The following is a 25,357-nucleotide window of genomic DNA, read 5'->3' as shown; positions in this document are numbered from 1 at the left end:
GGCCCGGCAACGGCACCCGGGTGGGCCAACGCGCGGTGTGCCGACCGGGGGAGGCAGAGGGTGCTGTCCGCCCGGTCCGGGGTCTTCCGTCGCGACCGCTGACCCGTGACCGGCGCGCGCTGACCAGCGAGCCGCCACGGCCGTCGAGCCCTCGTTCACCTCGTATGCACCCGGACACCGGGCTGCCCGTCGTCCCCCGTCTGCCGCGCCGACACCCGCAGGCAGGACGCTCGCGCAGAACCACCCCTGACAGAAGGAGACTTGCGTGCCTCGCTCCCGAACAGCCCGGTCGCTCGTACTGGCCCTGACCACGCTCGCGGCAGCGGCCCTGACGGTGCCCGCCCAGGCCCAACACCGTGCCTCTCACGGCCCGCTTCCCGTCGTCACCCCGCGTGCCGAGACGCCGGTCCTGCACGACGACGCCGAGGGCGGCAACGCCGACGCCGACGATCCGGCGATCTGGCGCAACGCCGCCGCTCCCGGCCGCAGCCTGGTCATCGCGACCGCCAAGGAGGGGGGCCTGCGCGTCTACGACATGGACGCCCGCCCGGTGCAGTCGCTGGCCGCGCCGCCCGCCGCCGGGCCGGACGACGCCCCGGGCCGGTTCAACAACGTGGACCTCGTCCAGGGCCTGCGCCTGTCCTCGGGACGGGCGGACCTGGCCGTCACCAGCGACCGAGGCCACGACCGGCTGCGCTTCTACCGCATCGACCGCGAGCGCAGCGGAGGCCCGCTCACCGACGTCACCGACCCGGCAGCCCCCGCAGTGTTCTCCCGCGACCAGGCCGAGGTCAACGACCAGCAGACCGCGTACGGTCTCGCCACCTGGACCGACCCGAAGTCCCACCGCTCGTACGCCCTGGTGAGCCGCAGGGAACGCACGAGCATCGCCCTCCTCGAACTCCTCCCGGCCACCGGCGGCAAGGTCACGTACCGCAAGATCCGCACCCTGGACCTGCCCTCCACGTTCCGGCTGCCCAACGGCACCTCGTGGACGCCCTGCGGGGAACCCGGTGAACTGCCGCAGGTCGAGGGCATGGTCGTCGACCCGGCCGACGGAACCCTCTACGCGGGCCAGGAGGACATCGGCATCTGGCGCCTGCGCGCCGACCTCACCGGCACCCCCCAACTGATCGACAAGGTCCGCGAGTACGGCGTCCCGGGCACCTACGACGAGCAGACCGAGGAGTGCACCCAGGGCACCGACCCCGGCTTCGGAGGCAGCAGGCTCACCGCGGACGTCGAGGGCCTCACGCTGGTCACCGAACGCGACGGCGACGGCTACCTCCTCGCCTCCAGCCAGGGCGACAACACCTTCGCCGCCTACGACCGCGAGCAGAAGGACGACAACGCGTACGAGGGCGGATTCCGCGTCGCGCCCGCGAGCAGCACCCTGGACGGCTCCGAGGAGTGCGACGGCGCCGCCGCACTCAACGCCCCCCTCGGCTCCAGGTACCCGCACGGCCTCCTCGTCGTACAGGACGGTCACGACGCCCCCGGCGGCGGCGACCGCCCCGCGACCAACTTCAAGTTCGTCGACCTCGGCAAGGTCCTGAACGCCCTCGACGACTGACCCGCCCCCGGCTCCGGTGACCGGCGGGCGGTTGACTCTCCCCCCGTGGGAGACCCGAGAGTGAAGCGCATGGACGACGACAACGCCGATCTCTGGAGCATCGGGGAGGTGGCGCGGAAGACCGGACTGACGGTGAAGCTCATCCGGCACTGGTCCGACACCGGAGTGGTGCCGCCCGCCGGAAGGACCCCGGCCGGTTACCGGGTCTACGACTCCGACGCCGTGGCCCGCCTGGAGCTGGCACGGACCCTGCGGGACCTCGGCCTGGGCCTGGCGGCGATGCGCGCTGTCCTGAGCCGCGAACACACCTGGACCGAGGTGGCCGAGGCTCACGTCGACGCACTGGAAGTACAGATCCGCGCGCTGCGCTCGCAGCAAGCGGTCCTGCGCTCGGCCACCCGCCGCACCACCACCCCCGAGGAACTCACCGCCATGACCCGACGGGCACGCATGTCCGCCGCCGAACGCCGCACGCTCCTCCAGGACTTCCTCACGGACCTCCTCGGAGACCTGGACGTTCCCACCTACCGCCACGGCCTGCTGGCGGCCACCCCGGACCTGCCCGCCGACCCCACGGACGAACAGGTCGACGCCTGGATCGAACTGAGCGAACTCGTCACGAACCCGGCCCTGCGCAACGGGATGCGCCGCATGGCGCGGTACGCCGCCGAGCACGCTCCCGGCGAGCACGACGAAGGCACGCTGCGGGAGGCGGAACGCGTGACCGACGGCTGGCTCAGCCGTGTCAACGCGGCGATCGACAGCGGGCTCGCCCCGGACTCACCGGCAGCCGATGCCGTCGTCGCCGCGGTCGTGGCCGCCTGGATTCCCACGCAGGCATCTCTGCCTCGCGGGCCGCGCACGGACGACGCGCACGCTCGCCGCGTGCTGTTGGAACAGCTTGAGGTCGCCTCCGACGTACACGTCGAGCGCTACTGGCACCTGCTGTGCCTCGTCAACGCCAGACCGGTACGGCCCAGCATGGCGGCAGCCGGGGAGTGGCTGACGACCGCGCTGCGGACCAACCCCGAACCCGGCGCACGCGCCGCGGAACTCGGCGCGATGTACGACACGGGCGCCGACGCGTGGGAGCCGACGGGCGTGCTGAACGCCTGCCGCGAAGTCCTGGCAGCCGTGACCGGCCTCGTGTCCGCCGTGGACCCGGGCCGCTTCGACCGGCCGACACCCTGCGCCGACTGGGACGTCCGCGCCCTGCTCGACCACCTGGTCTGGGAGAACCTGTTGTGGGCGGGCCTGGCCGACGGAGCCCCCCGTACCGACGTGGCCGCCGATCACCTCGGCGACCATCACGTCGAGGCGTTCCGGTCCGCCTCCGAAGCGGCCCTGGCGGCCTTCGAGCGGCCCGGCATGCTCGACCAGCGGTACGGTCCGGCACCGGGACGGCGGTTGGTCGAGCAACTGGTGATCGAGATGCTCGTCCACGGATGGGACCTCGCCAGGGCCACCGGGCAGCCGCACGACCTGCTGCCCGGCCTCGCCGCATCGGCCCTGCCCGTCGTACGGGAGATCTACGGCGGCCTGCCGCGCACCGCTGCGGGCTCGTTCGCCGAACCGCAGCCGCTCCCCGCCGACGCGTGTGCGCTCGACCGCCTGGCCGCCTACCTCGGCCGCACCGTCACCTGACGGACCCCCGGTCAGCGGCGACCGGCGGTCAGGACGAGGAGGAACTGGCCGCCGCCCGCCTCGATGCCGGCGGTCACCGGCAGCCCCGGCACCAGCCGGGAGAACCGGTCCACCAGCCAGTCCGCAGCTTCCCGGGCGTCCCGCTCGGTCGGGCAACGGCCCACCATCTCGCGGCCCCCCTTGCGCTCCAGCCGCCCGGCAACGGTGATCAGCGGCGCCGGTTCGACCACGTACAGATGCTCCGGCCAGGCGATGACCACCTTGACCGCACCCTTGCGGGTGTTGCACCCGCGGTGCGCGAGCCGCTCGGCGACCTTGGCCTTCCGGTCGGCGGTCCGGCTGTCGACGCTCGGCCCCCGAGGGTCGTTCACCGACTCGTCGGGGTCGACCGGCTCGTCACAGACCCAGCACCGCCAGCCGTCGCGCTCGGCCACATCATCAAGAAGACTCATCCGAGCAAACTAGCCTGCCCAGCCGCCACACCCCACACCAGGGCCCCGGCCACGTCCCCACGTCGGGGGGCACCTTCGTGGCACCTCCGGCGCAGGGCCCCGACCCGGTCGAGTACGGTGCGCCCGTACGTCTGCCGGAGTGTGGTGGGGGAGCGAGCGATGGGTGCGGTGCCGGAGCCCGCGGGCACGGGCGAGTTGAAGCGGCGGCTGGGGGTCTTCGACGCCGTGGTGATCGGCCTGGGGTCGATGATCGGGGCGGGGATCTTCGCCGCCCTGGCTCCGGCGGCCGGTGCGGCCGGGTCGGGGCTGCTGCTCGGCCTGGCACTGGCAGGGGTGGTGGCGTACTGCAACGCCACGTCCTCGGCGCGCCTGGCCGCCCGGTACCCCGCCTCTGGAGGCACCTACGTCTACGGGCGGGAGCGGCTGGGCGAGTTCTGGGGCTACCTCGCCGGGTGGGCGTTCGTGGTCGGCAAGACCGCCTCCTGCGCGGCCATGGCGCTGACCGTCGGCTCCTACGCGTGGCCCGGCCAGGCTCATGCCGTCGCGGTCGCCGCCGTGGTGGCGCTGACCGCCGTCAACTACGCCGGGGTGCAGAAGTCCGCCTGGCTCACCCGCGTCATCGTCGCCGTGGTCCTGGCCGTGCTGGCCGCGGTGGTCGTCGCGGCGGCCACCTCCGGCGACACGGACACCACCCGGCTCGGCATCGGTGACGACGCGACCTTCGGCGGGGTGCTCCAGGCGGCGGGCCTGCTGTTCTTCGCCTTCGCGGGCTACGCCCGCATCGCCACCCTCGGCGAGGAGGTCCGCGATCCCGCCCGCACCATCCCCCGGGCGATCCCGATCGCTCTCGGCATCGCCTTCGTCGTCTACGTCGCCGTCGCCCTGGCCGTCCTGGTCGTGCTGGGCCCGCAACGCCTCGCGGACTCCACCGCTCCGCTGTCGGACGCGGCCCGAGCCGCAGGGGCGGACTGGCTGGCGCCGGTCGTCCGGACGGGTGCCGCGGTGGCCGCGCTCGGCTCGCTCCTCGCGCTGATCCTCGGAGTCTCCCGTACGACCTTCGCGATGGCCCGCGACCGGCACTTCCCGTACGTCCTGGCCGCCGTCCACCCGAAGTTCCAGGTCCCGCACCGCGCCGAACTCGTGGTCGGCGCCGTCGTGGCCGTGCTCGCCGCGACCTCCGACGTGCGCGGGGCGATCGGCTTCTCCTCCTTCGGGGTGCTGGCCTACTACGCCGTGGCCAACGCCTCCGCCTGGACGCTCACACCGGACGAGGGCCGACCTGCGCGGATCGTCCCGGTCGTCGGGCTGGCCGGGTGCCTCGTTCTGGCCTTCGCCCTCCCGGTCTCCTCAGTGATCGCCGGAGCGGCGGTCCTGACGGCCGGTGCCGCCGCCTACGCGGTGCGTCGCGCGGTGACCGCCCGCAGGGCCTGACCGGCTCACCGGCCGCCACCGCCGTAATTTCAGCGGGCGACCCCGACGCCCGCGACCGACCAGTGACTCACGTCACAACTGGTTCCTGTCAGAAATCGGGCTCCTGTCCCGCTCACGTCACCGAGAGGGTCCAGCGGATCGAACCGACAGGAGCATCACATGAAGCACCGCATCGTCGTCCTCGGCGCCGGATACGCCGGGACCTACGTGGCGGGCAACCTGGCCCGCCGACTGTCCCCGGCCGACACGGAGATCACCGTGGTCAACGCCGTACCGGACTTCGTCGAGCGGCTGCGGCTCCACCAGGTCGCGGCCGGCCAGGAGATCGGAACCCAGAAGCTCGCCGACATCTTCGCGGGCACGGCGATACGGCTGTGCCTGGCCCGGGTCACCGCCGTCGACCCCGGACGCCAGGTCGTCGCCGTGGCCGGTGCCGAAGGCGACGGGGAACTCGGCTACGACACGCTTCTCTACGCGCTCGGCAGCCACGGTGACGACCGGAGCGTCCCCGGCGCGGCCGAGCACGCCTTCGACGTCGCCGCCCGGCCTTCGGCGCTGCGCCTGCGCGAACGTCTGGACGGCCTGCCGGAAGGCGGGCGCGTGGTGGCCGTCGGCGACGGGCTGACCGGCATCGAGACCGCCACCGAGATCGCCGAATCCCGTCCCGGCCTGTCGGTGACGCTGGCCGCCCGAGGCGAGCTGGGGGCCCAGCTCTCCGCCGGAGCCCAGGGCCACCTGCGTCTGTCCTGCGACCGGCTGGGGATCACCGTCCTGGAGCACACCAACGTCGAAGCCGTCGAGGCGACACGGGTCCTGTGCGCCGACGGCACCGCCCTGGCGTCCGACGCCACCGTGTGGACGGCCGGGTTCGCGGTCACCCCGATCGCCGCCGCCGCCGGGCTGGAGGTCACGGAGAACGGCCGGATCGTCGTCGACCGCACCATGCGCTCGCTCTCCCACCCGAACGTCTACGCCGCGGGCGACAGCGTCCTGGCCGTCGGCGACAACGGCCGACCGCTGCCGATGTCCTGCGCCACGGCCGGTTACACCGGCATGCAGGCCCTGAAAGCCATCGTGGGACACCTCACCGACAGCAGGATCGGACACGTCAAGCTGGACTACCTGGCCAACCACATCAGCCTCGGGCGCCAGGACGGGATCCTGCAACCGGTCGACCGCGAAGGACGGGCGAGGCCGACGTACCTGGGCGGTCGGAAGGCCGCACGGCTCAAGGCGGCCATCCTCAGGATGTCGTTGTGGACCAACGCGCACCCGACCTTCTGCATGCCCAAGCGCAAGCGCCACCTGGTCGCCGCAACGGACGCCTCCGCCGCGAAAGTACTCCCGCACGGGCCAACTGCGCCCGCCGACAAGGCAGTCGCGTAGCCACCTAGGGTGTTCCGCATGGACAGCACCGCCAGTGACCGCTTCGGCACCGGTCGGTTCGAGGCCAGCCGAAACCGGCTGGCCTCGATCGCCTACCGTCTGCTCGGCTCGGCCTCCGACGCCGAGGACGCCGTCCAGGACGCCTTCCTGCGCTGGCAGGCCGCCGACCGGGAACGGATCGAGATGCCGGAAGCGTGGCTGACCAGGGTCGTCACCAACCTGTGCCTCGACCGGCTCCGCTCGGCACGGGTGCGCCACGAGCGAGCTGCCGGTGCGTGGCTGCCCGAACCGCTCCTGGAGGGCGACCCGATGCTCGGCCCGGCCGACACCTTCGAGCAGCGGGAATCGGTTTCGCTGGCCGTACTGACCCTGATGGAACGCCTCTCGCCGGTCGAGCGAGCCGTCTACGTCCTGCGCGAGGCGTTCTCGTACAGCCACGCCGAGGTGGCCCAGATCCTCGACATCACCGAGTCCGCGAGCCAACAGCACGTCCACCGGGCCCGGATCCGGGTCGCCGCCGAACGCCGCCGGAGCGGTGGGACCGACCCCGCGTCCGCGCGGCGGATCGTGGAAGAGTTCCTCGCCGCCGCCGCGTCGGGACGCACCGAACGGCTGGTGGCCCTGCTCACCGACGACGTGGTGGCACTCTCGGACGGCGCCGGGCTGGCCAAGCGGCTGTTGCGGTTCAAGACCCCCGAACAGGTCGCCTCCCACGTGCGGGCCGGTTTCAAGCCGACGCCGGCGAAGCGGCGGCTGGCGGGCGGCTCACCCACGTTCCATTTCGCGTGGGTCAACGGCTCCCCGGCCGTCGTCGCCGTGCTCGACCACCGGGTCGTGGGCGCCGCGGCTTTCGAAGTCCGTGACGGGAAGGTCGCGTCCCTGCGCGCCATCGCCGCGGCCGGCCGGCTCGCGCGCCTCAACGAGGCGTGGCGGCAGCACGAACCCGACGCACCGGTCATCACCTCGTGGTGACCGGAGCGGCCGACCGTGGTCGTACGTACCCGTCGGCAAGGCGTGACCGCGCGGGAGCCTCCTGTCCGGCGGCGCGGCGCGGCGGGACCGTGACTGACCGCGAAGGCCCAGCAACTCCCTAGTAACGGTCCAGGATGAGCTGCGTCTTGAGGATGTCGCCCCGGTACAGCCAGCCGTTGGACTCGGCGACGGCGATCGAGTTCTTGTGCAGGTCGGCAGCCGCCGTGCGGGAGTCGGTCTTGAACGACAGCTCGACGACGTACTCCGTGCCCGTACCGTCCGCCCCGACCACCGGCAGCACCTCGACGCTCGCGTCGTCGGAGGCCCCCCACGCCCCGCTGTACACCTTCGCCGTCACCGGACCGTGCGCGCGGGACGCACCGAGCGTGGTCGCACCCCAGCCGTTCGGCTTCGCGTCCTTCAGCTTGCCCGGTACGTCGCTGACCAGCCAGCCGCGTCCGGTGTCGCTCGACGGCAGGGACGTGCCGGAGTAACCCGAGGCGCTGCGCTTCTTCTCGTTGCTGAAGCTCAGGGTCTGCTTGCCGTAACCCCAGTCCACCTCGGCCTTGTAGTTGGTGTCGCTGCTGTCGAACCCGGCCGCGTTGGCCGTGTTCAGAGCCGCGTCGAGGTTCCCGTCCGTGACCGGGAAGCGCTTCTTGTACGTCTCCTCGAACGACGAGCCGTCCTTGTGCCGCAGCCGGACGCTCCACCCCTCGGCGTCGAGGGCCCGGTTGTCGGTGTCGTAGTAGCTGTACGAACGTGCCTTCGCGGACCCGGTGATGCCGAACGCCGACCGGAGGGCCGCACTCGGCGCGCGGGACGCGTCGAGCGCCGCCACCGTGAGGTTGATCTTCACCTCGTAGGTGGGGACGGCATTGGCGGCGGCGTGCGCCGGGGAAGCGGGAGAGAGGAGCGCGGCGGACACGGCGAGCGCGAGAACGGAACCGGCTGCGGCCGGGCGCAGGGCCCGGAGAGTGGAGGTCATGCGGCAAATGATCACGGTCGTGCATGAGGAGGGGGTGACCGGCGAGGGTGGGTGTGATGAACCGGAGACGTCCGGCCGGGCGCCGCCGCGCGCTCCCGGCTGTGGCTCGGGCTCTGCCGGGCGGCACCGGCCGGGCGCCCGTTCGCCACGGCGGGCACCCCGTACGCCCCCCCCTTGCGCATCCCTTGACATCTGTGGCCCGACCGGTCAGATTGCTGAGCCTTCGTCACCTTTGCTTCCTTGCGCAGCACTTGGAGACTCCATGTCCAGACCCTCCATGCTCAGACCCTCGGTGCCCAGACCCTCCCGTCCTTCCCGGCGCGCGGTGCTCGGAGCCGCCGGACTCGCGGTCGGCGCCGGTGCGCTGAACGGCACGGGCACGTCGTACGCCGCTGACGCCCCGGTCGTCGGTGAGTACGACGTGGTGGTGGTCGGATCGGGTGCGGCCGGGCTGACCGCCGCGCTCGCCGCGAAGCAGCGGGGCCTGAGCTGTGTCGTGCTGGAGAAGGCCCCGACCTTCGGCGGGTCCGCGGCACGCTCGGGTGCGGGCATCTGGATTCCCAACAACCCGGTGATCCTGGCCGCCGGGGTACCGGACACACCGGCGAAGGCGGCCGGTTATCTGGCGGCCGTCGTCGGCGACGAGGTACCGGTGGAGCGGCAGCGGGCGTTCCTCGCGAACGGTCCGAAGATGATCGACTTCGTGCAGCGCAACAGCCCGCTGCGGTTCCGCTGGATGGAGGGGTACAGCGACTACTACCCCGAGCGGCCCGGCGGCCTGGCGATGGGCCGCTCGATCGAGCCCGACGTCTTCGACGGCAACCTGCTCGGTGCGGAGCTCGCCCGGCTCAACCCCTCGTACCTGCCCGTACCCGCAGGTCTGGTGGTCTTCAGCCAGGACTACCGGTGGCTGAACCTGACCGCCGTGCACCCCCGGGGCGTGGCCGTCGCCGCCGAGGCACTGGCACGCGGCACGGCGGCGGCGCTGCGCGGCGAGAAGCCGCTGACCATGGGGCAGGCCCTGGCAGGGGCGCTGCGCAAGGGCCTGCTGGACGCGGGCGTACCGGTGTGGCTGAACACCCCGCTCGTGGACCTCCACTCGGAGGCCGGTCGCGTCGCCGGAGTGCTGGTGGACCGGGCGGGCGCGCCGGGCCTGGTCCGAGCCCGACACGGCGTGATCGTGGGGTCGGGCGGCTTCGAGCACGACGCGGCCATGCGACGGCAGTACCAGCGAGCGCCCATCGGTACGGAGTGGACCATGGGCGCGAAGGAGAACACCGGCGACGGCATCCGGGCCGGGCAGCGCGCCGGTGCGGCGCTCGCGCTGATGGACGACGCCTGGTGGGGCCCTGCGGTACCGCTGCCGGACGGTCCGTACTTCTGCCTGGCCGAGCGCACGCTGCCGGGGGGACTGTTCGTGGACGCGGCGGGCGGCAGATTCGTCAACGAGGCCGCCCCGTACAGCGATGTGGTGCACCGGATGTACGACCGGAACCCCGCCGACCCCTGCATCCCGGCCTGGCTGGTCGTCGACCAGAACTACCGCAACCGCTACCTGTTCCGCACGGTGGCGCCCACGCTGCCCTTCCCGCACTCCTGGTACACGTCGGGCGCGGTGCACTCGGCGCTGACCCTGGACGGCCTGGCCCGTGAGATCGGGGTGCCGGGGGCGGCGCTGCGCGCCACCGTGAACCGGTTCAACCAACAGGCCCGCACCGGCAAGGACACCGACCAGGGGCGCGGTGACAGCGCGTACGACCACTACTTCGCCGATCCGTCCGTCGGCCCCAACTCCTCGCTGGGGCAGCTGTGGCTGCCGCCGTTCCACGCCCTGAAGATCGTCCCGGGAGATCTGGGGACCAAGGGCGGCATCGTCACCGACGCCTCGGCACGGGCGTTGCGCGAGGACGGTTCGGTGATCGAGGGCCTGTACGCGGCGGGCAACGCGAGCGCCGCGGTGATGGGACACAGCTACGCGGGTGCGGGCTCGACCATCGGCCCCGCGATGACCTTCGGCTACCTCGCGGCACAGCACGTCGCGGACAGCGCCGCCCGTGCCGCTCGTCCCGCTTTCTGACGGTCCGTACGGAGTCGCGGCGGGAGGTGGTGGTGAGGGGGTGTGATTGTTGCGTGCACGTCATCTCTTGTTGTCCGGGGTGTGCCAAGGTCCGCTCAGCGCCTGTTGTGCCGCCGGACCCGGCCCGGTGCCGGGCATCGTGAGAGGACCGTGTCACCATGTCCCGTCGCAGTACCCGTCTCAGCCTCGCGGCGTCAGCCGCAGCGGCCCTGTCGCTCCTGGCGTCGGCCGTCCCCTCCGCCGCCCTCCCCGCCGAGTCCGCCCGAATACCGGCGGCCGGGGGACTGGACTCCTACTACGCCGCAGCGGAGGGCAAGAGCGGCGCGGCGCTGAAGAGCGCGCTCCACTCGATCATCAGCGCGCAGACGAAGCTCTCCTACGACCAGGTGTGGGAGGCGCTGAAGAACACCGACCAGGACCCGGCGAACAGCGCGAACGTGATCGAGCTGTACACGGGGAAGTCCCTGGCCAAAACCCGTAACGGGGGCAACGTCGGCGACTGGAACCGCGAGCACGTCTGGGCCAAGTCCCACGGCGACTTCGGTACGTCCGCCGGGCCCGGCACCGACCTGCACCACCTACGCCCCGAGGACGTCACGGTGAACAGCATCCGGGGCAACAAGGACTTCGACAACGGCGGCAGCCCGGTGTCGGGGGCGAGCGGCAACTTCACCGACGGCGACAGCTTCGAGCCGCGCAGCGCCGTCAAGGGAGACGTGGCGCGGATGATCCTGTACATGGCGGTCCGTTACGACGGCGGGGACGGGTTCGCGGACCTGGAGCCCAACGACCGGGTCAACAACGGCTCCCTGCCCGCGATCGGACGTCTGGCCGTGCTGAAGCAGTGGTCGCTCCAGGACCCGCCCAGCGCCTTCGAGCAGCGCCGCAACGAGGTCATCCACAGCACCTACCAGCACAACCGGAATCCGTTCGTCGACCACCCGGAGTGGGTCGAGAGCATCTGGTGAACCGGTCGGCCCGGTTAGTCCGGTCAGCCCGTCGGACGCGGGTGCTCGCGGCGGCAGTGCAGGAAGAGGTGGGGCTCGGGAGCGGCGTCCGGGTGCGCGGGCGTGAAGAGGAGGCTTTCCACGTGGGTCACGGACAGCCCCGCCTCCCGTACGGCGGCGGTGAAGTCCTCGGCGGCGAAGCTCGTCACCCGTACGTCCTGGCCCATGAAGACGCCCTGGACGTCCTCGACGTCCAGGGGCACCGTCGCCACCACGCACGTTCCGCCGGGGCGCAGGGCGCGCGCGAGCCGGTGCAGCAGTGACGACTGCTCGGCGCGTGACATCTGGAGGAGCGAGAAGTAGACGCAGACCGCGTCGAACGAAGCGTCCGCCAGGGGCATGGCGCGGATGTCCGCCTGCCGGAAGTCCGCCTGCGGCACCCGGCGGCGCGCGAGGTCGACCATGACGGGAGAGACGTCGACGCCCACTACGTCGTGCCCGGCAGCGGTCAGCGTGGCCGCGGTGGGCCTCCCCGTGCCGCTGCCCACGTCCAGAACCCGGCTGCCCGGGGTCAGGTCCGCCAGCAGCCGCCGGAGGGAGCCGTGGTGGGCGGGGGAGGCGCCGAACGCGCTCTCGTACTCCGCCCCCAGAGCGTCGAAGACGGCCGCCGCCCGGGGGGCGCGCTCCTCGTCCATGGCGGTACGTCCTCTCGTCGTGCTTCTCGCGCGTCCGCGCATCACGTCCTGCCTTGGCATGCCCATCCCAGATGAGACGAACCTCGTGTACACAGTGCGGAAGCGCACGCGAGGAAGAAAAGAAGAGAAAGAAGAGAAGGGGACACAGTGAGAACGAAGTCACGGACGTACCGGATGTCGCTCGTGCTGGGCAGTGCCGTCGCGCTGGTCGTCACGGCGACCGGCAGTGCCCACGCCGAGCCGCCGAAGGCGTTGCCCGCGCAGGCGGACGTACAGGAACAGACCTACCAGCCGGCCTTCGACTACGACACGGACGGCTGTTATCCGACCGCCGCCATCGGCCCTGACGGGACGACGAACGGCGGCCTGAAGCCCTCCGGTGCGCTCAACGGGCAGTGCCGTGACGCGGTGGACCTCGACAACACCAACGGGTACGCCCGCCAGAAGTGCAACAACGGCTGGTGCGCCGTGATGTACGGGCTGTACTTCGAGAAGGACCAGGCCGTGCTGGGCAGCGGCCTCGGGGGACACCGCCACGACTGGGAGCACGTCGTCGTGTGGGTGCAGAACGGCGAGGCGCGCTACGTCGCCACCTCCGCGCACGGGAACTTCAACATCCATTCCCGTGACCGCATCCGCTGGGACGGGACGCACCCCAAGATCGTCTACCACAAGGACGGTGCGAGCACGCACTGCTTCCGCCCCGCGACCTCGGGGGACGAACCTCCGGAGAACCACGAGCGCACCTGGCAGTTCCCCGCACTCGTGGGCTGGAACGGCTACCCCGAGGGGATTCGCGACAAGCTCAGCCGGACCGACTTCGGCAGTGCCGTGTTCGGCCTCAAGGACGGCAACTTCGCGGCGCACCTCGCGAAGGCCAAGCCGAGCGGCATCCCCTTCGACCCGTACGCGTAGGACCCCGTACGCGTAGGACCCTGTACGCGGAGGACGCGGGCCGCCCCCTGCGGATCGTCCCGTCAGGGGCGCAGCCCCGCCGCCAGCAGCGACCGCAGTTCCTGCGGCGCCTCGATGAAGCGGTAGTGGCCTCCCTCCAGCAGGGCGAAGCTCGTGTCGCCGCAGGCGGACCAGCCGGTCATGAGGGAGGGGGCGATGCCCGTGTCCTCGGTCCAGCCGATCGCTGTGATCGGCGACGGCAGCCGGACCGGTTCGGGCACGTGGTAGCGCGTGTTCATGTCCACGTCCTTGCGCAGCACGCCCAGGTACAGGGCGAGCAGGCTCGGTTCCAGGCTGCCGCCCAGTTCCGTGACCAGTTCGCGCAGTTCGGCGGCCAGTTCCTCGTCGGTCATGTCGAGGAAGCGGCCGTACGGGCCGTCCTGCGGAGCCACCTCGGAGGAGACGAAGAGCCGGGCCGGGGCCGGGTGGCCCCGCTGGGTGAGCCGTACCACCGTCTCGTACGCCGCCAGTGCGGAGCCGCAGTGGCCGAACAGTGCGTAGGGGCGGTCCAGGTAGGGGTGCAGTGCCTCGGCCAGGTCGTCGGCCAGGGACTCGTACGTGGAGTGGGCCGGTTCGCGCATCCGGTTCTCCCGGCCCGGCAGTTGTACCGGGCAGACCTCGACGCCTTCGATCGTCGTCGGCCACTGGCGGTACATGCTCGCACCGCACCCCGAGTACGGCAGGCAGAAGAGGCGCGCCGCCGCCGTGGGCGACGGTTCGCGCAGGAACCACTTGTTGCGGGGCGGGGGAGTGGTCATCGGCGGGGGCCTTCCGTGCGGCGGGTCTTCGCGGTGATCGGCAGGTGGGCGTATCCCGCGATGATGTTCGAGCGCAGGCGGGTCGGCGGGCCCGCGAGGGTGAAGTCGGTGAACCTGGCCAGCAGTTCCGCGAAGAAGACCCGCAGGGTCACCCGGGCGACGGTGTGCCCGATGCAGTAGTGCGCGCCCACACCGAACGCGAGGTGTTTGTTGGGAGCGCGCCGGATGTCGAAGGTGTCCGGGTCGGCGAACACCCCCTCGTCGCGGTTGGCCGAACCCAGCCACACCACGACCGGTGCCCCCGCCGGGATCAGTACCCCTCGGACCTCCACGTCGCGGGTGGTGTGGCGCATGAAGTGCTGGGTGGGCGACGCCCAGCGCAGCGACTCCTCCACCCCGCTGTTCAGCAGGTCCGGGTGAGCGGCCCAGTCGTCGAAGCCCGGCGTCCCGGCCAGTGTGGCCATCGCCGCGTTCGGGGGCTGGGCCGTGGTGACCGTCGCGCCCAGCAGCAGGCTGTAGCAGTTGGACACGATCTCGCCCGGTGACAGCCTGCGTCCGTCGAGCTCCATGGTCAGCAGCACGCTGATCAGGTCGTCGCCCGGCGTACGCCGCCGCTGGGTGACGAGGTCCTGGAAGTAGGCGAAGAGTTCGCGGTGGGCGGCCCGCAGGGTGGCCTGTGCCCCCGCCGCGAGCTGGAACTCGGGGTCGTCCGCCGCGATGCACATGTGGGTGAGCCGGATCAGGCGCGGCCAGTCCGCCTCCGGCAGTGCCATCATCGCGCCGATCACCCTCATGGGCAGCGCGGCCATGGCGGTGGCGAAGTCGAAGGGGCCCCCGTCGGCGAGGGGTTGGAGGAGGTCGACGACGGTGCGGCGGATCCGTTCCCGGTCGTTCTCCACGTTCTTGATGGACAGGGCCTGTTGCAGGGGGCCGCGCAGCCGGGCGTGGGCCGGTGGGTCGGTCACCGCCATCTGCTGGCCGCCGGCCGGGTCGCCCTTGCCCAGCAGGTTGAGCAACGTGCCCTGTTCGGAGGTGAAGGTGTCGTGGTCGCGCAGGACCCGGGCGGCCTCCGCGTGAGTGACGACCGACCAGTACCCGATGTCGCGGACCGGCTGCCAGCTCACCGGAGCGGATCGGCGCAGCTGCCGCCAGGCCGCGTGCGCGCCGTCTCCCCCGTAGAGGTCGGGGTCGATCAGATCGACCTGCTGCGTCGCGGAGACCGGGCAGCGCCCGCCGGAAGGTGCCGTCGTCATCGGGTCTGTCCCTCCCACAGCTCCACGAGCGCGGCCGCGAACTCCGCCACGGTGGGGGAGAGGAACAGCGTCAGCGCCGGAACGTCCATGTCGAACTCCCTCTGCACGACCGCCAGAAGCTCGGTGGCCAGCAGCGAGTGGCCGCCCAGCTCGAAGAAGTCGTCCTCGATGCCGATCGGTTCGACCCCCAGGACGTCGCCCCACAGCTCGGTCAGCCGCAACTCCACGGTGGTGAGCGGTGTGACGAACGCGTTGGCCACGTTCCTGGGCACCCGGGTCGCCGTCGGCAGGGCCCGGCGGTCGACCTTGCCGTTGCGGTTCAGGGGAAGCTCGGGGCGGATCAGGATCGCCCAGGGAACGAGGTAAGGGGGCAGCTTCTCCCGCAGATCCAGGCGCAGTTGGCGGCCCAGACCGATCGCGTCGCCGAGGTCGGGTTCGGTGGGCACCACGTAGCCGAGGAGTCTGGTGCCCCCGGCCGGGTCCGCCTGCGGCAGCACGACCGCGTGCCGCACCCCCGCCATCTGCTCCAACTCGGCCTCGACGGCCTGCGGTTCGACGCGGTAGCCCTGCACCTTGACCTGTTCGTCCGCACGCCCGACGAACTCCAGCGTGCCGTCCGGGCTCCGGCGCACCAGGTCGCCGGTGCGGTACATCCTGGCCCCCGGCTCGGTGGCGAAGGGGTCGGGCACGAACCGTTCGGCGGTTGCGGCGGGGCGGTGCAGATAGCCGCGCGACAGTCCGGCACCGGCCGCGTACAACTCGCCGCACTCACCCGGGGGCACGGGGAGCAGGTCGTCGTCCAGTACGGCGACCCTGGTGCCGCTGATCGGGCGGCCGATCGGCACGCTCTGCCCGGCCGCGAGGGTGCTGCTGGTCCAGCAGGTGGTGTAGGTGGTGTTCTCGGTCGGTCCGTACCCGTTGGTGAAGAGCAGGTCCGGGTACGTGTCCAGCAGCCGCCCCACATGACGGGGCGATGCGACGTCACCACCCGTGAGGACGTGGCGCACACCGGCGAACGCGTCCGGCCGGGAGCCCGCCATCTGGTGGAAGAGCCCGGTGGTCAGGAGGAGAACGGTCACGCCCTCGGTGCGGACGGTGTCCGCCACCTGCTCCAGGGTGATCGCGACCGGTGGGAAGACGACCAGACGGCAGCCGTTGACCAGGGCGGCCCAGATCTCCAGCGTGGACGCGTCGAACGCGACCGGCGCGATGTGCAGGAAGACGTCGTCGGCCCTGGCTTCCATCCAGTCCGCGCCCCGGACCAGGCGGTCGACCGCCCGGTGCGGCACGGCGACGCCCTTGGGCTCTCCGGTGGACCCCGAGGTGTAGCTGACGTAGGCGAGCCGGTCGGGGTGGCAGGGGGGCGCGGGAGCGGTCGGCCCCTCGGTGGGCTCCGGCGTTCCTGGGTCTGGCGAGATCGCCTCGGGGTCCGGCGAGATCGCGGCGACGCCTTCGGGGACGCGGTCCAGGAGCGGTACGTCGACGATCACCAGCCTCACCCCGGCGTCGGTGAGCAGGGCCTCCCGTCGGCCCGGCGGGTCGTCCGGTTCGAGTCCGAGGTACGCGCCGCCCGCCATGAGCACCGCGAGGAGAGCCACGATCAGCTCGGGGGACCGCCGCATCAGCACGCCCACGACGTCCTCCGCAGCCAGGCCCTCGGCCCGGAGCCGCTCCGCGAGGTCTTGGGCCCGGGTGACGAGCTGCTGATACGTGAGGGTCTGGCCGTCGCAGGTCACGGCGGGTGCGTGCGGTGCGCGCCCGGCCTGCTCGATGACGAGTTCATGGAGGGCCCGTGCGGTGAACGCGGGCTCTCCACTGCCGATGAACCCGGGAACGCCCGTGGTGTCCGTCGTCGGGATCGTGCTGGTCAACTGATTGCCGCCTTCGTGTCCTGAGGTGATGCGGTGGGCGCCAGACGGACCCAGGTCGCCGTCGAGCGGGCCAGTTCGGTTCCGTCACGGCGCACGAGCGCCGTGGTGCAGCTGTGGACCCGGCCGTCGCCGGGCGTACCGCGCCCCACCGCGACGACGGTTTCCCCGACGCGGGGCAGTGCCGTGATCCGGGCCGTCATCCGGCCCAGCACCAGCGGGCTGCGCAGCGGGTCGAGCGTCCAGCCTCCGGGGCAGTCCAGCGCCGCCCACACCAGTTCCTCGGAGACGAGGCCGGTCCCTGTCCCGTCGTCGGTCGAGGCGTCCGGCGTCCAGAGACAGGCGACGTGGTTGCCATGGCCCGCCACCGGGCCGGGTGCCAGCCGCAGGCCGTCCGGGTGCCGGGGACCGCACACGAAGCAGGTGGGGAAGGGGTGGGCGCCGTGCCCTTCGTACCGGAACATGGCCTGCTCGGCGAGGTCGGGGGCGATGGCTTCCACGGTGTCGGTGCCGATGGCCTGGGGTGCTGCGGTCGCGACGAGGACGTCGCCGTGCCAGACGTGGACCCGCCGGCCGGCCGGGGCCAGCCGGAGGTCGGTGTCCAGCGGAGGCGGGGCGTGCAGCTGGACCACGAGGTCGCCTTCGACGTCCAGCATCCGTCGCGCGCGCGGCGCCAGGAGACCGGAGAAGTAGCCGCCGTTGGCGCTGGCGGGCGGGCCGTTGTAGCGGCGGCCGACCCGGATCGTGTCGTCGGGGGTGCCCACGGCTCAGACCGCCGGGACGAAGAAGAACGTGTCCCGGGCCGCGATGAGACCCGGGGGCGTCATGCGGAAGAAGTCCGCGAACCGCAGCTCCACCCGGTCGCCGTTGTGCAGTACGCCACGGAACAGACCGTGGACCGCGATCTCGTCGTCCGTCGCGACCAGCGTGGCCAGGGTGTGCTCGCCCTCGCGGATCACCCGTTGCTCGCGGTAGAACCGCTCCAACTCGGCGTGCCCGACCAGTGGTTCGTACCCGGGTCGGCGGTAGCACGCGTCGGGAGCGAACAGGTCGACCAGCGCGGTGACGTCCGATGCGTCGATGAGTTCGTAGTAGCGGTGTATTCGGGAGACCCCGAGCGTGGCCGTCGTGTGGTCCATTACGCAACACTTCCTGTGGTCTCTGTCTGAGTCGTGGACCGCCGGACGGGACCCGGCAGGGCGGCGCCGGGGCTGTCCTCGACGGCCTCGGCGAGGCGGGCCGGGGTACGTGCCTGGAACAGCGCGCCCAGCGTGAGTTCCCGGCCGGACCTCACCCGCACCCGGTTGACCAGCCTCGTCGCGAGCAGCGAGTTCCCGCCGAGCGCGAAGAAGCTGTCGTGGACGCCCACCTCGGGCAGTCCGAGCACCTCGGCGAACAGGGCGCACATGGCCTGCTCCGCCGGGCTGGCGGTCACCGGCCCCGACGCGCCGGACACCGGCCCCGACGAGAGCGACGGGAAGCGCGGCGCGGGCAGTGCGGACCGGTCGATCTTTCCGCGCGGCGTCAGCGGGAAGGCGTCCACGGCGATGATCTCCGTGGGCACCATGTAGTCGGGCAGCACCGCCGAGGCATGATCCCGCAGCGACGCCACGTCGAGCCCCGGGGCCCCGGCGGCCGGTACCACGTAGCCGATCAGCCGTTTCTCGCCCGAGGGGTCCAGGGCCGCGAGCACCGTCGCCCGGGCGACGCCGGGATGCCCGGCGAGCAGCGCCTCGATCTCGGCCAACTCGATCCGGAATCCGCGGAGTTTGATCTGGTCGTCGACCCGGCCGAGGAACTCCAGGTCGCCGTCGGGGCTCCAGCGGACCACGTCGCCCGTGCCGTACATCCGCTCGCCCGGCTCGCCGAACGGGCACGGCACGAAGTGGCGGGCGGTCCACCGCGGACGGTTCAGGTACCCGCGTGCCACACCCGCCCCGGCGACGTACAGCTCGCCCGCCACACCGGGCGGCACCGGCGAAAGCGACGCGTCCAACACGTACACCCGCCTGTTGTCCATGGGGCGGCCGAGCGGCACCACGTCGGGCACGGGCCGCCCCGGGCGCAGCACGGTGCGGGTGGTGAACGTGGTGCCCTCGGTCGGCCCGTACGCCGCGACGACCACGGTGTCGGGGCACCGGTCGAGCACGCGCCGGACCGCGTCGGCCGGAACGACGTCCCCGCCGGTCCACACCTGGGCGACGCCGGACAGGGCGTCGGGGGACTCGTCCGCGAGCACCCCGAACAGTCCCGCCGTCAGCCACAGCGCGCTGACCCGCTGTTCGACGATGAGCCGCCGGTACGCCGCGAGGTCCAGGTCGCCGGGAGGGGCCATGACCACCTGGCCGCCGTTGAGCAGCGGCACCCACCACTCGTAGGTCGAGGCGTCGAAGGCGTGCGGGGAGTGTGCGAGCACCCGAGGGGGGTTCTGGCCGTGCCAGCAGTGGTCCGACGTCATGCCCAGAACGTTGCGGTGGGTGAGTGCCACGCCCTTCGGCGTGCCGGTGGAACCCGAGGTGTACAGCACGCACGCCAGATGATCCGGATGCAGCGGCACACGGGGGTCGTCAGCCGGTGCGCCGGGAAGGCCAGACGCGCTGGCATCGACCACCAACTCCGTTACCCCGTCGGCGAGTTCGTGTTCCTCGGTGGCCCGATGGGTAAGCAGGACCGTGGCGCCGGTCTCGGCCATGACGTGGCGCAGCCGGGCCGCCGGGGAACGGGTGTCCAGGGGGACGTAGGCGCCCCCGGCCTTGCTGATCGCCAGGACCGACACGACCACGTCGAGGGAGCGTTCCATGAGCACGGCGACCCGGGACTCGCCGCGCACTCCCCGTGCGACGAGCCGGTGCGCCAGCTGATTGGCGCGCTCGTTCAACTCCTCGTACGACAAGGTGAGGTCGCCGAAGGTTACGGCCGACGCGCCGGGTGTGCGAGCGACTTGGGCGGCGAAGGCCCCGGGCACCGTCGTCGAGGGGAACGGGCGGGAGGTGTCGTTCCACTCCACGACCGTCCGGTGCCGTTCCTCGGGGGAGAGAACGTCGTGGCTGCCGAGCGGACGGTGGGGGTCGGCGGCGACGGTCTGAAGGAAGTGCAGGAACCGCCGCTCATGGGAGGCGAGTTCAGCAGCGGAGTAGAGCGCCGGGTTCGCGTCGAGATCGACTCTGGGCCGGGTGCCGTCGGACCGGTCGTAGACGGAGATCGAAAGGTCTTCGACGGGTCCGTTCGACAGGTTGTGCGCCGTGGCGCGGAGCCCGGCGAACTCCAGACGGTAGTAGAAGGACATGATGTTGGCGACGGGGCCGAAGGTGACCTGCTGAGGCTCGTCCTCGCCCAGATCCCTGCGGAGGTCCTCGCCCCGGTAGCGCTGGTGCGGCCGCGACGCGCCCACCTCGTCAGCCACTTGGCGAACGAGGGCGGTGAGGTTCTGCTCGGGGCGCACCTGGAGCCGCAGCGGCACCACGTTCGCCACCATGCCGGGTACGGCCAGCTCGGCGGGGTCCGTACGCCCCGTCACGGGCATGCTGAGGACGACGTCCCCCTTGCCGGTGACGCGGTGGAGATACGCGGCGACCGTGGCGATCACCGCGGTGGGCCAGGTCGTACCGGCGTGCTGGGCGGCACCGCGCAGCGCGGCCATGGTGGGCGCGGACAGGCTGCTCGTACGGCGCAGGAAGCCGCTCGATGCCTCGGCCGACCGGCCGGCGGGGCTGACCGGGGCGTCCCGCCCGGCCAGCCGGGCCGCCCAGAACTCCCGGTCCCGTGCGCGTTGTCCGGATCCGGCGTAGTCCGCGTCGTGGGCCAGGAGGGTGGTCAGCGGGCCGAAGGCGGTTCCCCGGCGGTCGGTGCCCCCGACCAGAGCGGTGTACGTCTTGGCCACCCGCCGCGCGAGGAGCGACATGCTGAAGCCGTCGACCACGATGTGATGGACCCGCTGGTACCACAGGAAGCGGTCCGGCGCGATCCTGAACAGCGCCTGGCGGAACAGCGGACCGCGCAGGAGGTCGACCGGGGTGGCCAGTTCCGCCCTCATCCACGCCACGGCCGCCGCATGCGGATCGGGCGCGGAGCTGAGGTCGGCCCTGTGCATCGACCAGGTGGGGTCCAGGGAGGGTTCGACAGTCTGCCGGGGCCCGTCGGCGCCCACGGTGAACCGCACGCGCAGCGAATCGGTCTCGTCCACCACACTGCGCACCGCGCGCTCGAACAGGTCCTCGTCGACCGGTCCGGGGATGTCGAGGTACTCGCCCGTGTTGTACGCCGCACTGCCCGCACGCAGGTGGTGGGCGAACCAGATTCCGGACTGCGCCGACGTCAGTGGCAAGTCGGCACTCATGTGGCGGCCTTCCTGGAGGGATCGAGGATCGAGGACAGGGTCTCGGTGAAGGCCGCGACGTGCGGCGGCGACAGCATGTCGAAGTGGTTGCCGGGCACGTCGAACACGCTCAGCCCGCCGTCGGTGTGCTGCTCCCACAGCGCGGTGTCCACCTGGGGGGTACGGAGCGTGGGATGGTCGTCGGCGCTCACGAAGAGGTGGATGGGCATACGCAGCCGCCGCGTCGAGCGGTAGCGCGCAACAGCGTCACCGTTCGCGGCGAAGATGCGTTCCATGCGGCGCAGGAGCGCGGTCCCTCCCTGTGCGGGGAGTTGCTCCGGGCCGGAGCCAATCCGGAACGGAGCGTTCCCGTTCTCGGGGCGTTCGCCGCGCGGTGCCCCCGGCGCCCCGACGTCGATGATGCCGAGGAACTCCGGCGCGTTGCCCTCGTCCTCAAGGAGCCGGGCCATCTCGAAGGCGACGAGCCCCCCGTAGGACCACCCCATCAGCAGGTACGGCCCTTCGGGCGCCACCTTCCGCAGCTCGCGGAGGTAGCGGTGTGCCTGCTCCTCGACCGTGGCGAGCGGCTGCTCGTCGGTGTCGTAGCCGACGGCCTCGATGCCGTACACCGGCCGGTCAGTGCCGAGGAGTCCCGTCAGCGAGAGGTACCCGGAGGCGCCACCGCTCTGCGGATGCACCAGGAACAGCGGCGCCCGCCGGGAATCGCTCTCCACCAGAGGCACCACGAGCTGCCGCAGTGCGGCCGGTGCGGCGGGGAGCTCCGCGCACAGGCCCTCGACGGTGGGGTGGCGGAACACCGTGTTGAGCGGTGCGCGCACGCTCAGCTCCCGGCGGATCTCCTCCATGAGCTGCACCGCCCTGAGCGAATGCCCGCCCAGCTCGAAGAAGTTGTCCCGCACGCCGACCTGCGGGCAGCCCAGCACACGCTGCCAGATCCTGGTCATCCTCAGTTCCAGCACGTCCCGAGGGGGCAGTACCGGGGAGTCCTGGTCCCGGCGGGCGGGGGCGGGCAGGGCCCCTCGGTCCACCTTGCCGTTCGTGGTCAGCGGCACCCTCTCCAGCGCGGTCAGGGTCGCGGGGACCATGAACTCGGGGAGGGTCTCGCACAGGGCCCGCCGCAGTGCGGGCAGGTCTCCCGTGCCGTCCTGCCACACCACGTATCCGGCCAGTTCGACGTCCGCTCCGGTGCCGCGCACCGTGACGACGGCCCTGGCGACTTCGGGCCGTGCCAGCAACGCGGCCTCGATCTCGCCGAGTTCGATGCGGTATCCCCGCACCTTCACCTGTTCGTCGGTGCGGCCGAGGAAGACGAGGGTGCCGTCCGGCAGGTACCGGGCGAGGTCCCCGGTCCGGTACAGCCGCCCGCCGCTGCCGTACGGATCGGGTACGAAGCGCTCGGCGGTCAGCGCAGGACGGTTGGCGTATCCCCGGGTGACCCCGACGCCCCCGATGTGGATCTCGCCGGGGACGCCGACCGGCACCGGGGCCCCCGCCCGGTCCAGGAGGTGGACCCGGAGGTTGCCGAGCGGGCGGCCGATCGGGACGGAGGCGCCCGGCCGGTCGAGGTCCCGCGCGGCGTCCACCCGGTGGGTGACGCAGCCGACGGATGCCTCGGTGGGCCCGTAACCGTTCCACAGGGTCGACACCACGCCGAGCAGCCGCCTCGCCAACTGGGGCTGGAGCGCCTCGCCCACGCAGATCGCCTGGAAGCGGCCGCCCCGCCAGCCGCTGTCGAGCAGCAGGAGCCAGGTGGCCGGGGTGGCCATCAGCGTGGTGACGGCGAACCGGCCCATCATCTGTGCGAGCCGTGGCCCGTCGACGGCGACCTCCGGCGGGGCGATCACCACGCTCGCGCCCCACGCCAGGGGCATGAACACCTGGGGGACGAGGACGTCGAAGGAGATCGAGGCGACCGAGGCGACGACGTCGGACCGGCCCAGGTCGAGCTGACGGCCGCGCACCACCAAATAGTTGACGACGCCCTCGTGGGGCACCAGCACGGCCTTGGGGCGGCCCGTCGAGCCGGAGGTGTAGATCGAGTACGCGAGGTTGGCTGGATCCGCGAGGGCGGGCAGCGGTCCGTCGGACCACGCCGCGATCAGGTCCGCCTCGGTGTCCGTCCACACGAGGGCGGCACCGGTCTCCGGGAGCCGGTCGGCCAGCGACCGCCGGGTGACCAGCAGCGGCACCTCGGCGTCGGCGAGCATGAACTGAAGCCGCTGCTGGGGGAGTTCGGGGTCCAGTGGCAGATAGGCGGCACCGGACTTGAGGACGGCGAGCAGGGCCACGACCAGGTCAACCGAGCGGGGCAGGCACACGCCGACGAGACGCTCCGGGCCCGCGCCCCGGTCGCGCAGATGACGCGCCAACCGGTTGGCGCGCCGGTCGAGCTCCCCGTACGTGAGCCGCTCGTCGCCGCAGTGGACCGCCGCCGCTTCGGGGTGCAGCACGGCGTGCTGTGCGATCAGCTCGTGCAGGCACAGGCCCGAGGGGGTGGACTCGGCGGTGTCGTGCGCCGATGCCAGGAGTTCTCGGCGTTCGTCCCCGGTGAGCAGCTCCAGCCGGGAGAGCGGACGTTCGGGGTTGCTCACCGCGCTGTCGAGGAGGCGCAGGTAGTGGCCGACCAGGCGCTCCACGGTCGGGCGGTCGAAGAGGTCGCGGTCGAAGGCGACCGTGCCGGTCGTGCCCGTCGGCCGTTCGGCGACCACCAGGCTGAGATCGACCTTGACGGTGCCGTTGTCGAGGTCGACCGGCTCGGCCTCCACCCCGGGCAGCCGTGGCCCGGCGGCACTGCCCGACAGGCCCGCGAACAGCACCTGGAACAGCGGGTTGCGGTCGAGACCGCGTTCCGGCCGCAGTTCCTGGACGAGTCGTTCGAACGGGATGTCCTGGTGCGCGTACCCGTCGACGGCGGTGCGGCGGACCCGGCCGAGCAGTTCGGCGAAACCGGGGTCGCCCGACAGGTCGGTCCTGACGACCAGAGTGTTGATGAACGCGCCCACCAGATTTTCGAGTTCGGGCCGGGTGCGGCCCGCGACCGGTGTGCCGACCGCCACGTCGCTCTGCCCGCTGTAGCGGGCGAGCAGCGCCTGGAATCCACCGAGCAGCGTCATGAACAATGTGGTGCCGTGCTGCTGCCCCAACAGCCGCAAGCGGTCCACCAGTTCGTCCGGGAAGGCGAAGGTGATCCGCTCGCCGAGACCCGAGCTGACCGGGCCGCGCGGCCGGTCGGTCGGCAGGTCCAGCGTGGCCACGTCCGCGAGCTGCCCCCGCCAGTAGTCGAGTTGGCCCCGCAGCCGCTCGCCGCTGAGCCGGTCCCGCTGCCAGTGGGCGAAGTCCGCGTACTGGATCGACGGCACGGGCAGCTCGTGCTTCCGGCCCTCCAGTCGGCTCCGGTACATCGCGGAGAGGTCGTCCCACAGCAGCGGCATCGACCATCCGTCCACCGCGATGTGATGGACGACGACCACCAGGAGGTGTTCGTTCTCGCCGGTCCGCAGCAGGGTCGCGCGCAGCAACGGGGCGCGAGTCAGGTCGAACGGGCGCCGGATCTCGGCGTGGGCGAGCGCGAGGGCCTGTTCGGTTCGGCTCTCCCCGGCATCATCTCGTACGTCCACGAAGGCCAGTTCAAAGGAATCGGCCGGTGCGACCGAGGGCTCGGGCCGCCCCGACCGCTCGGTGAAGACCGTACGCAACACCTCATGACGGTGTATCAGATCCGCGAAAGCGTGTCCGACGGCGGCCACATCGAGCGGGCCGCGCAGCCGGAAGACCTCGTGGACGTTGTAGCGGGCGGGTCCTTCGGAAAGCTGCTCGACCAGCCACAGGCGTTCCTGGGTGTACGAAGCCGTGTGCGTGCCCTCGGGGCGGGGTGGTACGGCGGACGGTTCGCCACCGGCAGCGGTGTTCTGCCGGGCGGCGCGGATACGTTGCTCCAGCAGCGCCCGTGCGGTGGCAGGAGCGGCTGCGGGAGGTACGTCCGGTGTGGGGCGAGCGGGGTGCTTCGTCACAGGTGTGGGTCCTCTC

18 protein-coding genes are annotated in these 25,357 nt (G+C 72.0%); 8 read left to right on the top strand and 10 right to left on the bottom strand.

Annotation, left to right across the window (positions count from 1 at the left end):
- The first annotated feature begins 265 nt into the window (after positions 1-265).
- Together OG897_RS14925 and OG897_RS14920 are read left to right on the top strand one after the other, a co-directional pair.
- Complete coding sequence (locus OG897_RS14925) at positions 266-1,573, top strand: phytase (protein WP_266656991.1); 1,308 nt, start codon at positions 266-268, stop codon at positions 1,571-1,573.
- A gap of 69 nt (positions 1,574-1,642) precedes the next feature.
- A complete protein-coding gene (locus OG897_RS14920; protein ID WP_266656989.1) occupies positions 1,643-3,217 on the top strand; it encodes a TIGR03086 family metal-binding protein in 1,575 nt (524 codons plus the stop codon).
- A gap of 11 nt (positions 3,218-3,228) precedes the next feature.
- Here OG897_RS14920 and OG897_RS14915 read toward each other — a convergent pair whose 3' ends face one another.
- Entirely contained in the window at positions 3,229-3,669 is a 441-nt protein-coding gene (locus tag OG897_RS14915) for a hypothetical protein (protein WP_266656987.1), read from the bottom strand.
- A gap of 159 nt (positions 3,670-3,828) precedes the next feature.
- Here OG897_RS14915 and OG897_RS14910 point away from each other — a divergent pair, with 159 nt between their 5' ends.
- The 3 genes from OG897_RS14910 to OG897_RS14900 all read left to right on the top strand — a co-directional run bounded on the left by OG897_RS14910 (position 3,829) and on the right by OG897_RS14900 (position 7,458).
- Positions 3,829-5,100, top strand: coding sequence for an APC family permease (locus tag OG897_RS14910; RefSeq protein ID WP_266656985.1), 1,272 nt, complete (start codon positions 3,829-3,831; stop codon positions 5,098-5,100).
- 159 nt (positions 5,101-5,259) lie between these two features.
- Positions 5,260-6,486, top strand: a complete 1,227-nt coding sequence (locus OG897_RS14905) for an NAD(P)/FAD-dependent oxidoreductase (RefSeq protein WP_266656983.1) — start codon at positions 5,260-5,262, stop codon at positions 6,484-6,486.
- A gap of 18 nt (positions 6,487-6,504) precedes the next feature.
- Positions 6,505-7,458 (top strand): sigma-70 family RNA polymerase sigma factor, encoded by a 954-nt coding sequence (locus OG897_RS14900; RefSeq protein ID WP_266656981.1) that lies wholly within the window; start codon positions 6,505-6,507, stop codon positions 7,456-7,458.
- 118 nt (positions 7,459-7,576) lie between these two features.
- Here the strand turns inward: OG897_RS14900 and OG897_RS14895 are convergent, their stop codons facing one another.
- A complete protein-coding gene (locus tag OG897_RS14895; RefSeq protein ID WP_266656979.1) occupies positions 7,577-8,443 on the bottom strand; it encodes a hypothetical protein in 867 nt (288 codons plus the stop codon).
- A 277-nt stretch (positions 8,444-8,720) separates the two neighbouring features.
- Between OG897_RS14895 and kstD the strand changes: the two genes are divergently transcribed.
- Both kstD and OG897_RS14885 read left to right on the top strand, forming a co-directional pair.
- On the top strand, positions 8,721-10,520 hold the full coding sequence (gene kstD / locus OG897_RS14890) for a 3-oxosteroid 1-dehydrogenase (RefSeq protein ID WP_266660187.1): 1,800 nt from the start codon (positions 8,721-8,723) through the stop codon (positions 10,518-10,520).
- 158 nt (positions 10,521-10,678) lie between these two features.
- The gene (locus OG897_RS14885) at positions 10,679-11,488 is read left to right on the top strand and encodes an endonuclease I family protein (RefSeq protein WP_266656977.1); all 810 of its coding nucleotides are present in this window, start codon (positions 10,679-10,681) and stop codon (positions 11,486-11,488) included.
- Between the two features lie 23 nt (positions 11,489-11,511).
- Here OG897_RS14885 and OG897_RS14880 read toward each other — a convergent pair whose 3' ends face one another.
- Positions 11,512-12,162, bottom strand: coding sequence for a class I SAM-dependent methyltransferase (locus tag OG897_RS14880; protein WP_266656975.1), 651 nt, complete (start codon positions 12,160-12,162; stop codon positions 11,512-11,514).
- 147 nt (positions 12,163-12,309) lie between these two features.
- On the opposite strand from OG897_RS14880, the gene OG897_RS14875 reads away from it, so the two are divergent.
- Positions 12,310-13,077 (top strand): NPP1 family protein, encoded by a 768-nt coding sequence (locus OG897_RS14875; RefSeq protein ID WP_266656973.1) that lies wholly within the window; start codon positions 12,310-12,312, stop codon positions 13,075-13,077.
- 62 nt (positions 13,078-13,139) lie between these two features.
- Here OG897_RS14875 and OG897_RS14870 read toward each other — a convergent pair whose 3' ends face one another.
- From OG897_RS14870 to OG897_RS14840, 7 genes are read right to left on the bottom strand one after another with little or no spacing between them, the layout of a single operon-like run.
- Complete coding sequence (locus OG897_RS14870; protein WP_266656971.1) at positions 13,140-13,874, bottom strand: thioesterase II family protein; 735 nt, start codon at positions 13,872-13,874, stop codon at positions 13,140-13,142.
- Positions 13,871-15,127 (bottom strand): cytochrome P450, encoded by a 1,257-nt coding sequence (locus OG897_RS14865; RefSeq protein ID WP_266656969.1) that lies wholly within the window; start codon positions 15,125-15,127, stop codon positions 13,871-13,873. Before OG897_RS14865 ends, OG897_RS14870 begins: the two co-directional genes overlap by 4 nt.
- Complete coding sequence (locus OG897_RS14860) at positions 15,124-16,998, bottom strand: non-ribosomal peptide synthetase (protein WP_266656967.1); 1,875 nt, start codon at positions 16,996-16,998, stop codon at positions 15,124-15,126. Before OG897_RS14860 ends, OG897_RS14865 begins: the two co-directional genes overlap by 4 nt.
- Complete coding sequence (locus OG897_RS14855) at positions 16,995-17,759, bottom strand: hypothetical protein (protein ID WP_266656965.1); 765 nt, start codon at positions 17,757-17,759, stop codon at positions 16,995-16,997. The genes OG897_RS14860 and OG897_RS14855 overlap by 4 nt, the downstream gene beginning before the upstream one ends.
- 3 nt (positions 17,760-17,762) lie before the next feature.
- Entirely contained in the window at positions 17,763-18,134 is a 372-nt protein-coding gene (locus OG897_RS14850) for a nuclear transport factor 2 family protein (protein WP_266656963.1), read from the bottom strand.
- Entirely contained in the window at positions 18,134-21,331 is a 3,198-nt protein-coding gene (locus OG897_RS14845) for an amino acid adenylation domain-containing protein (RefSeq protein ID WP_266656961.1), read from the bottom strand. Before OG897_RS14845 ends, OG897_RS14850 begins: the two co-directional genes overlap by 1 nt.
- Complete coding sequence (locus OG897_RS14840) at positions 21,328-25,341, bottom strand: amino acid adenylation domain-containing protein (protein WP_266656959.1); 4,014 nt, start codon at positions 25,339-25,341, stop codon at positions 21,328-21,330. Before OG897_RS14840 ends, OG897_RS14845 begins: the two co-directional genes overlap by 4 nt.
- Positions 25,342-25,357: the final 16 nt, after the last annotated feature.

It is taken from the genome of Streptomyces sp. NBC_00237 (assembly GCF_026342435.1).
Taxonomy (GTDB): Bacteria; Actinomycetota; Actinomycetes; order Streptomycetales; family Streptomycetaceae; genus Streptomyces.
Note: the sequence above shows the minus strand (reverse complement) of the source record. Positions and strands in the feature narration are given on the sequence as shown.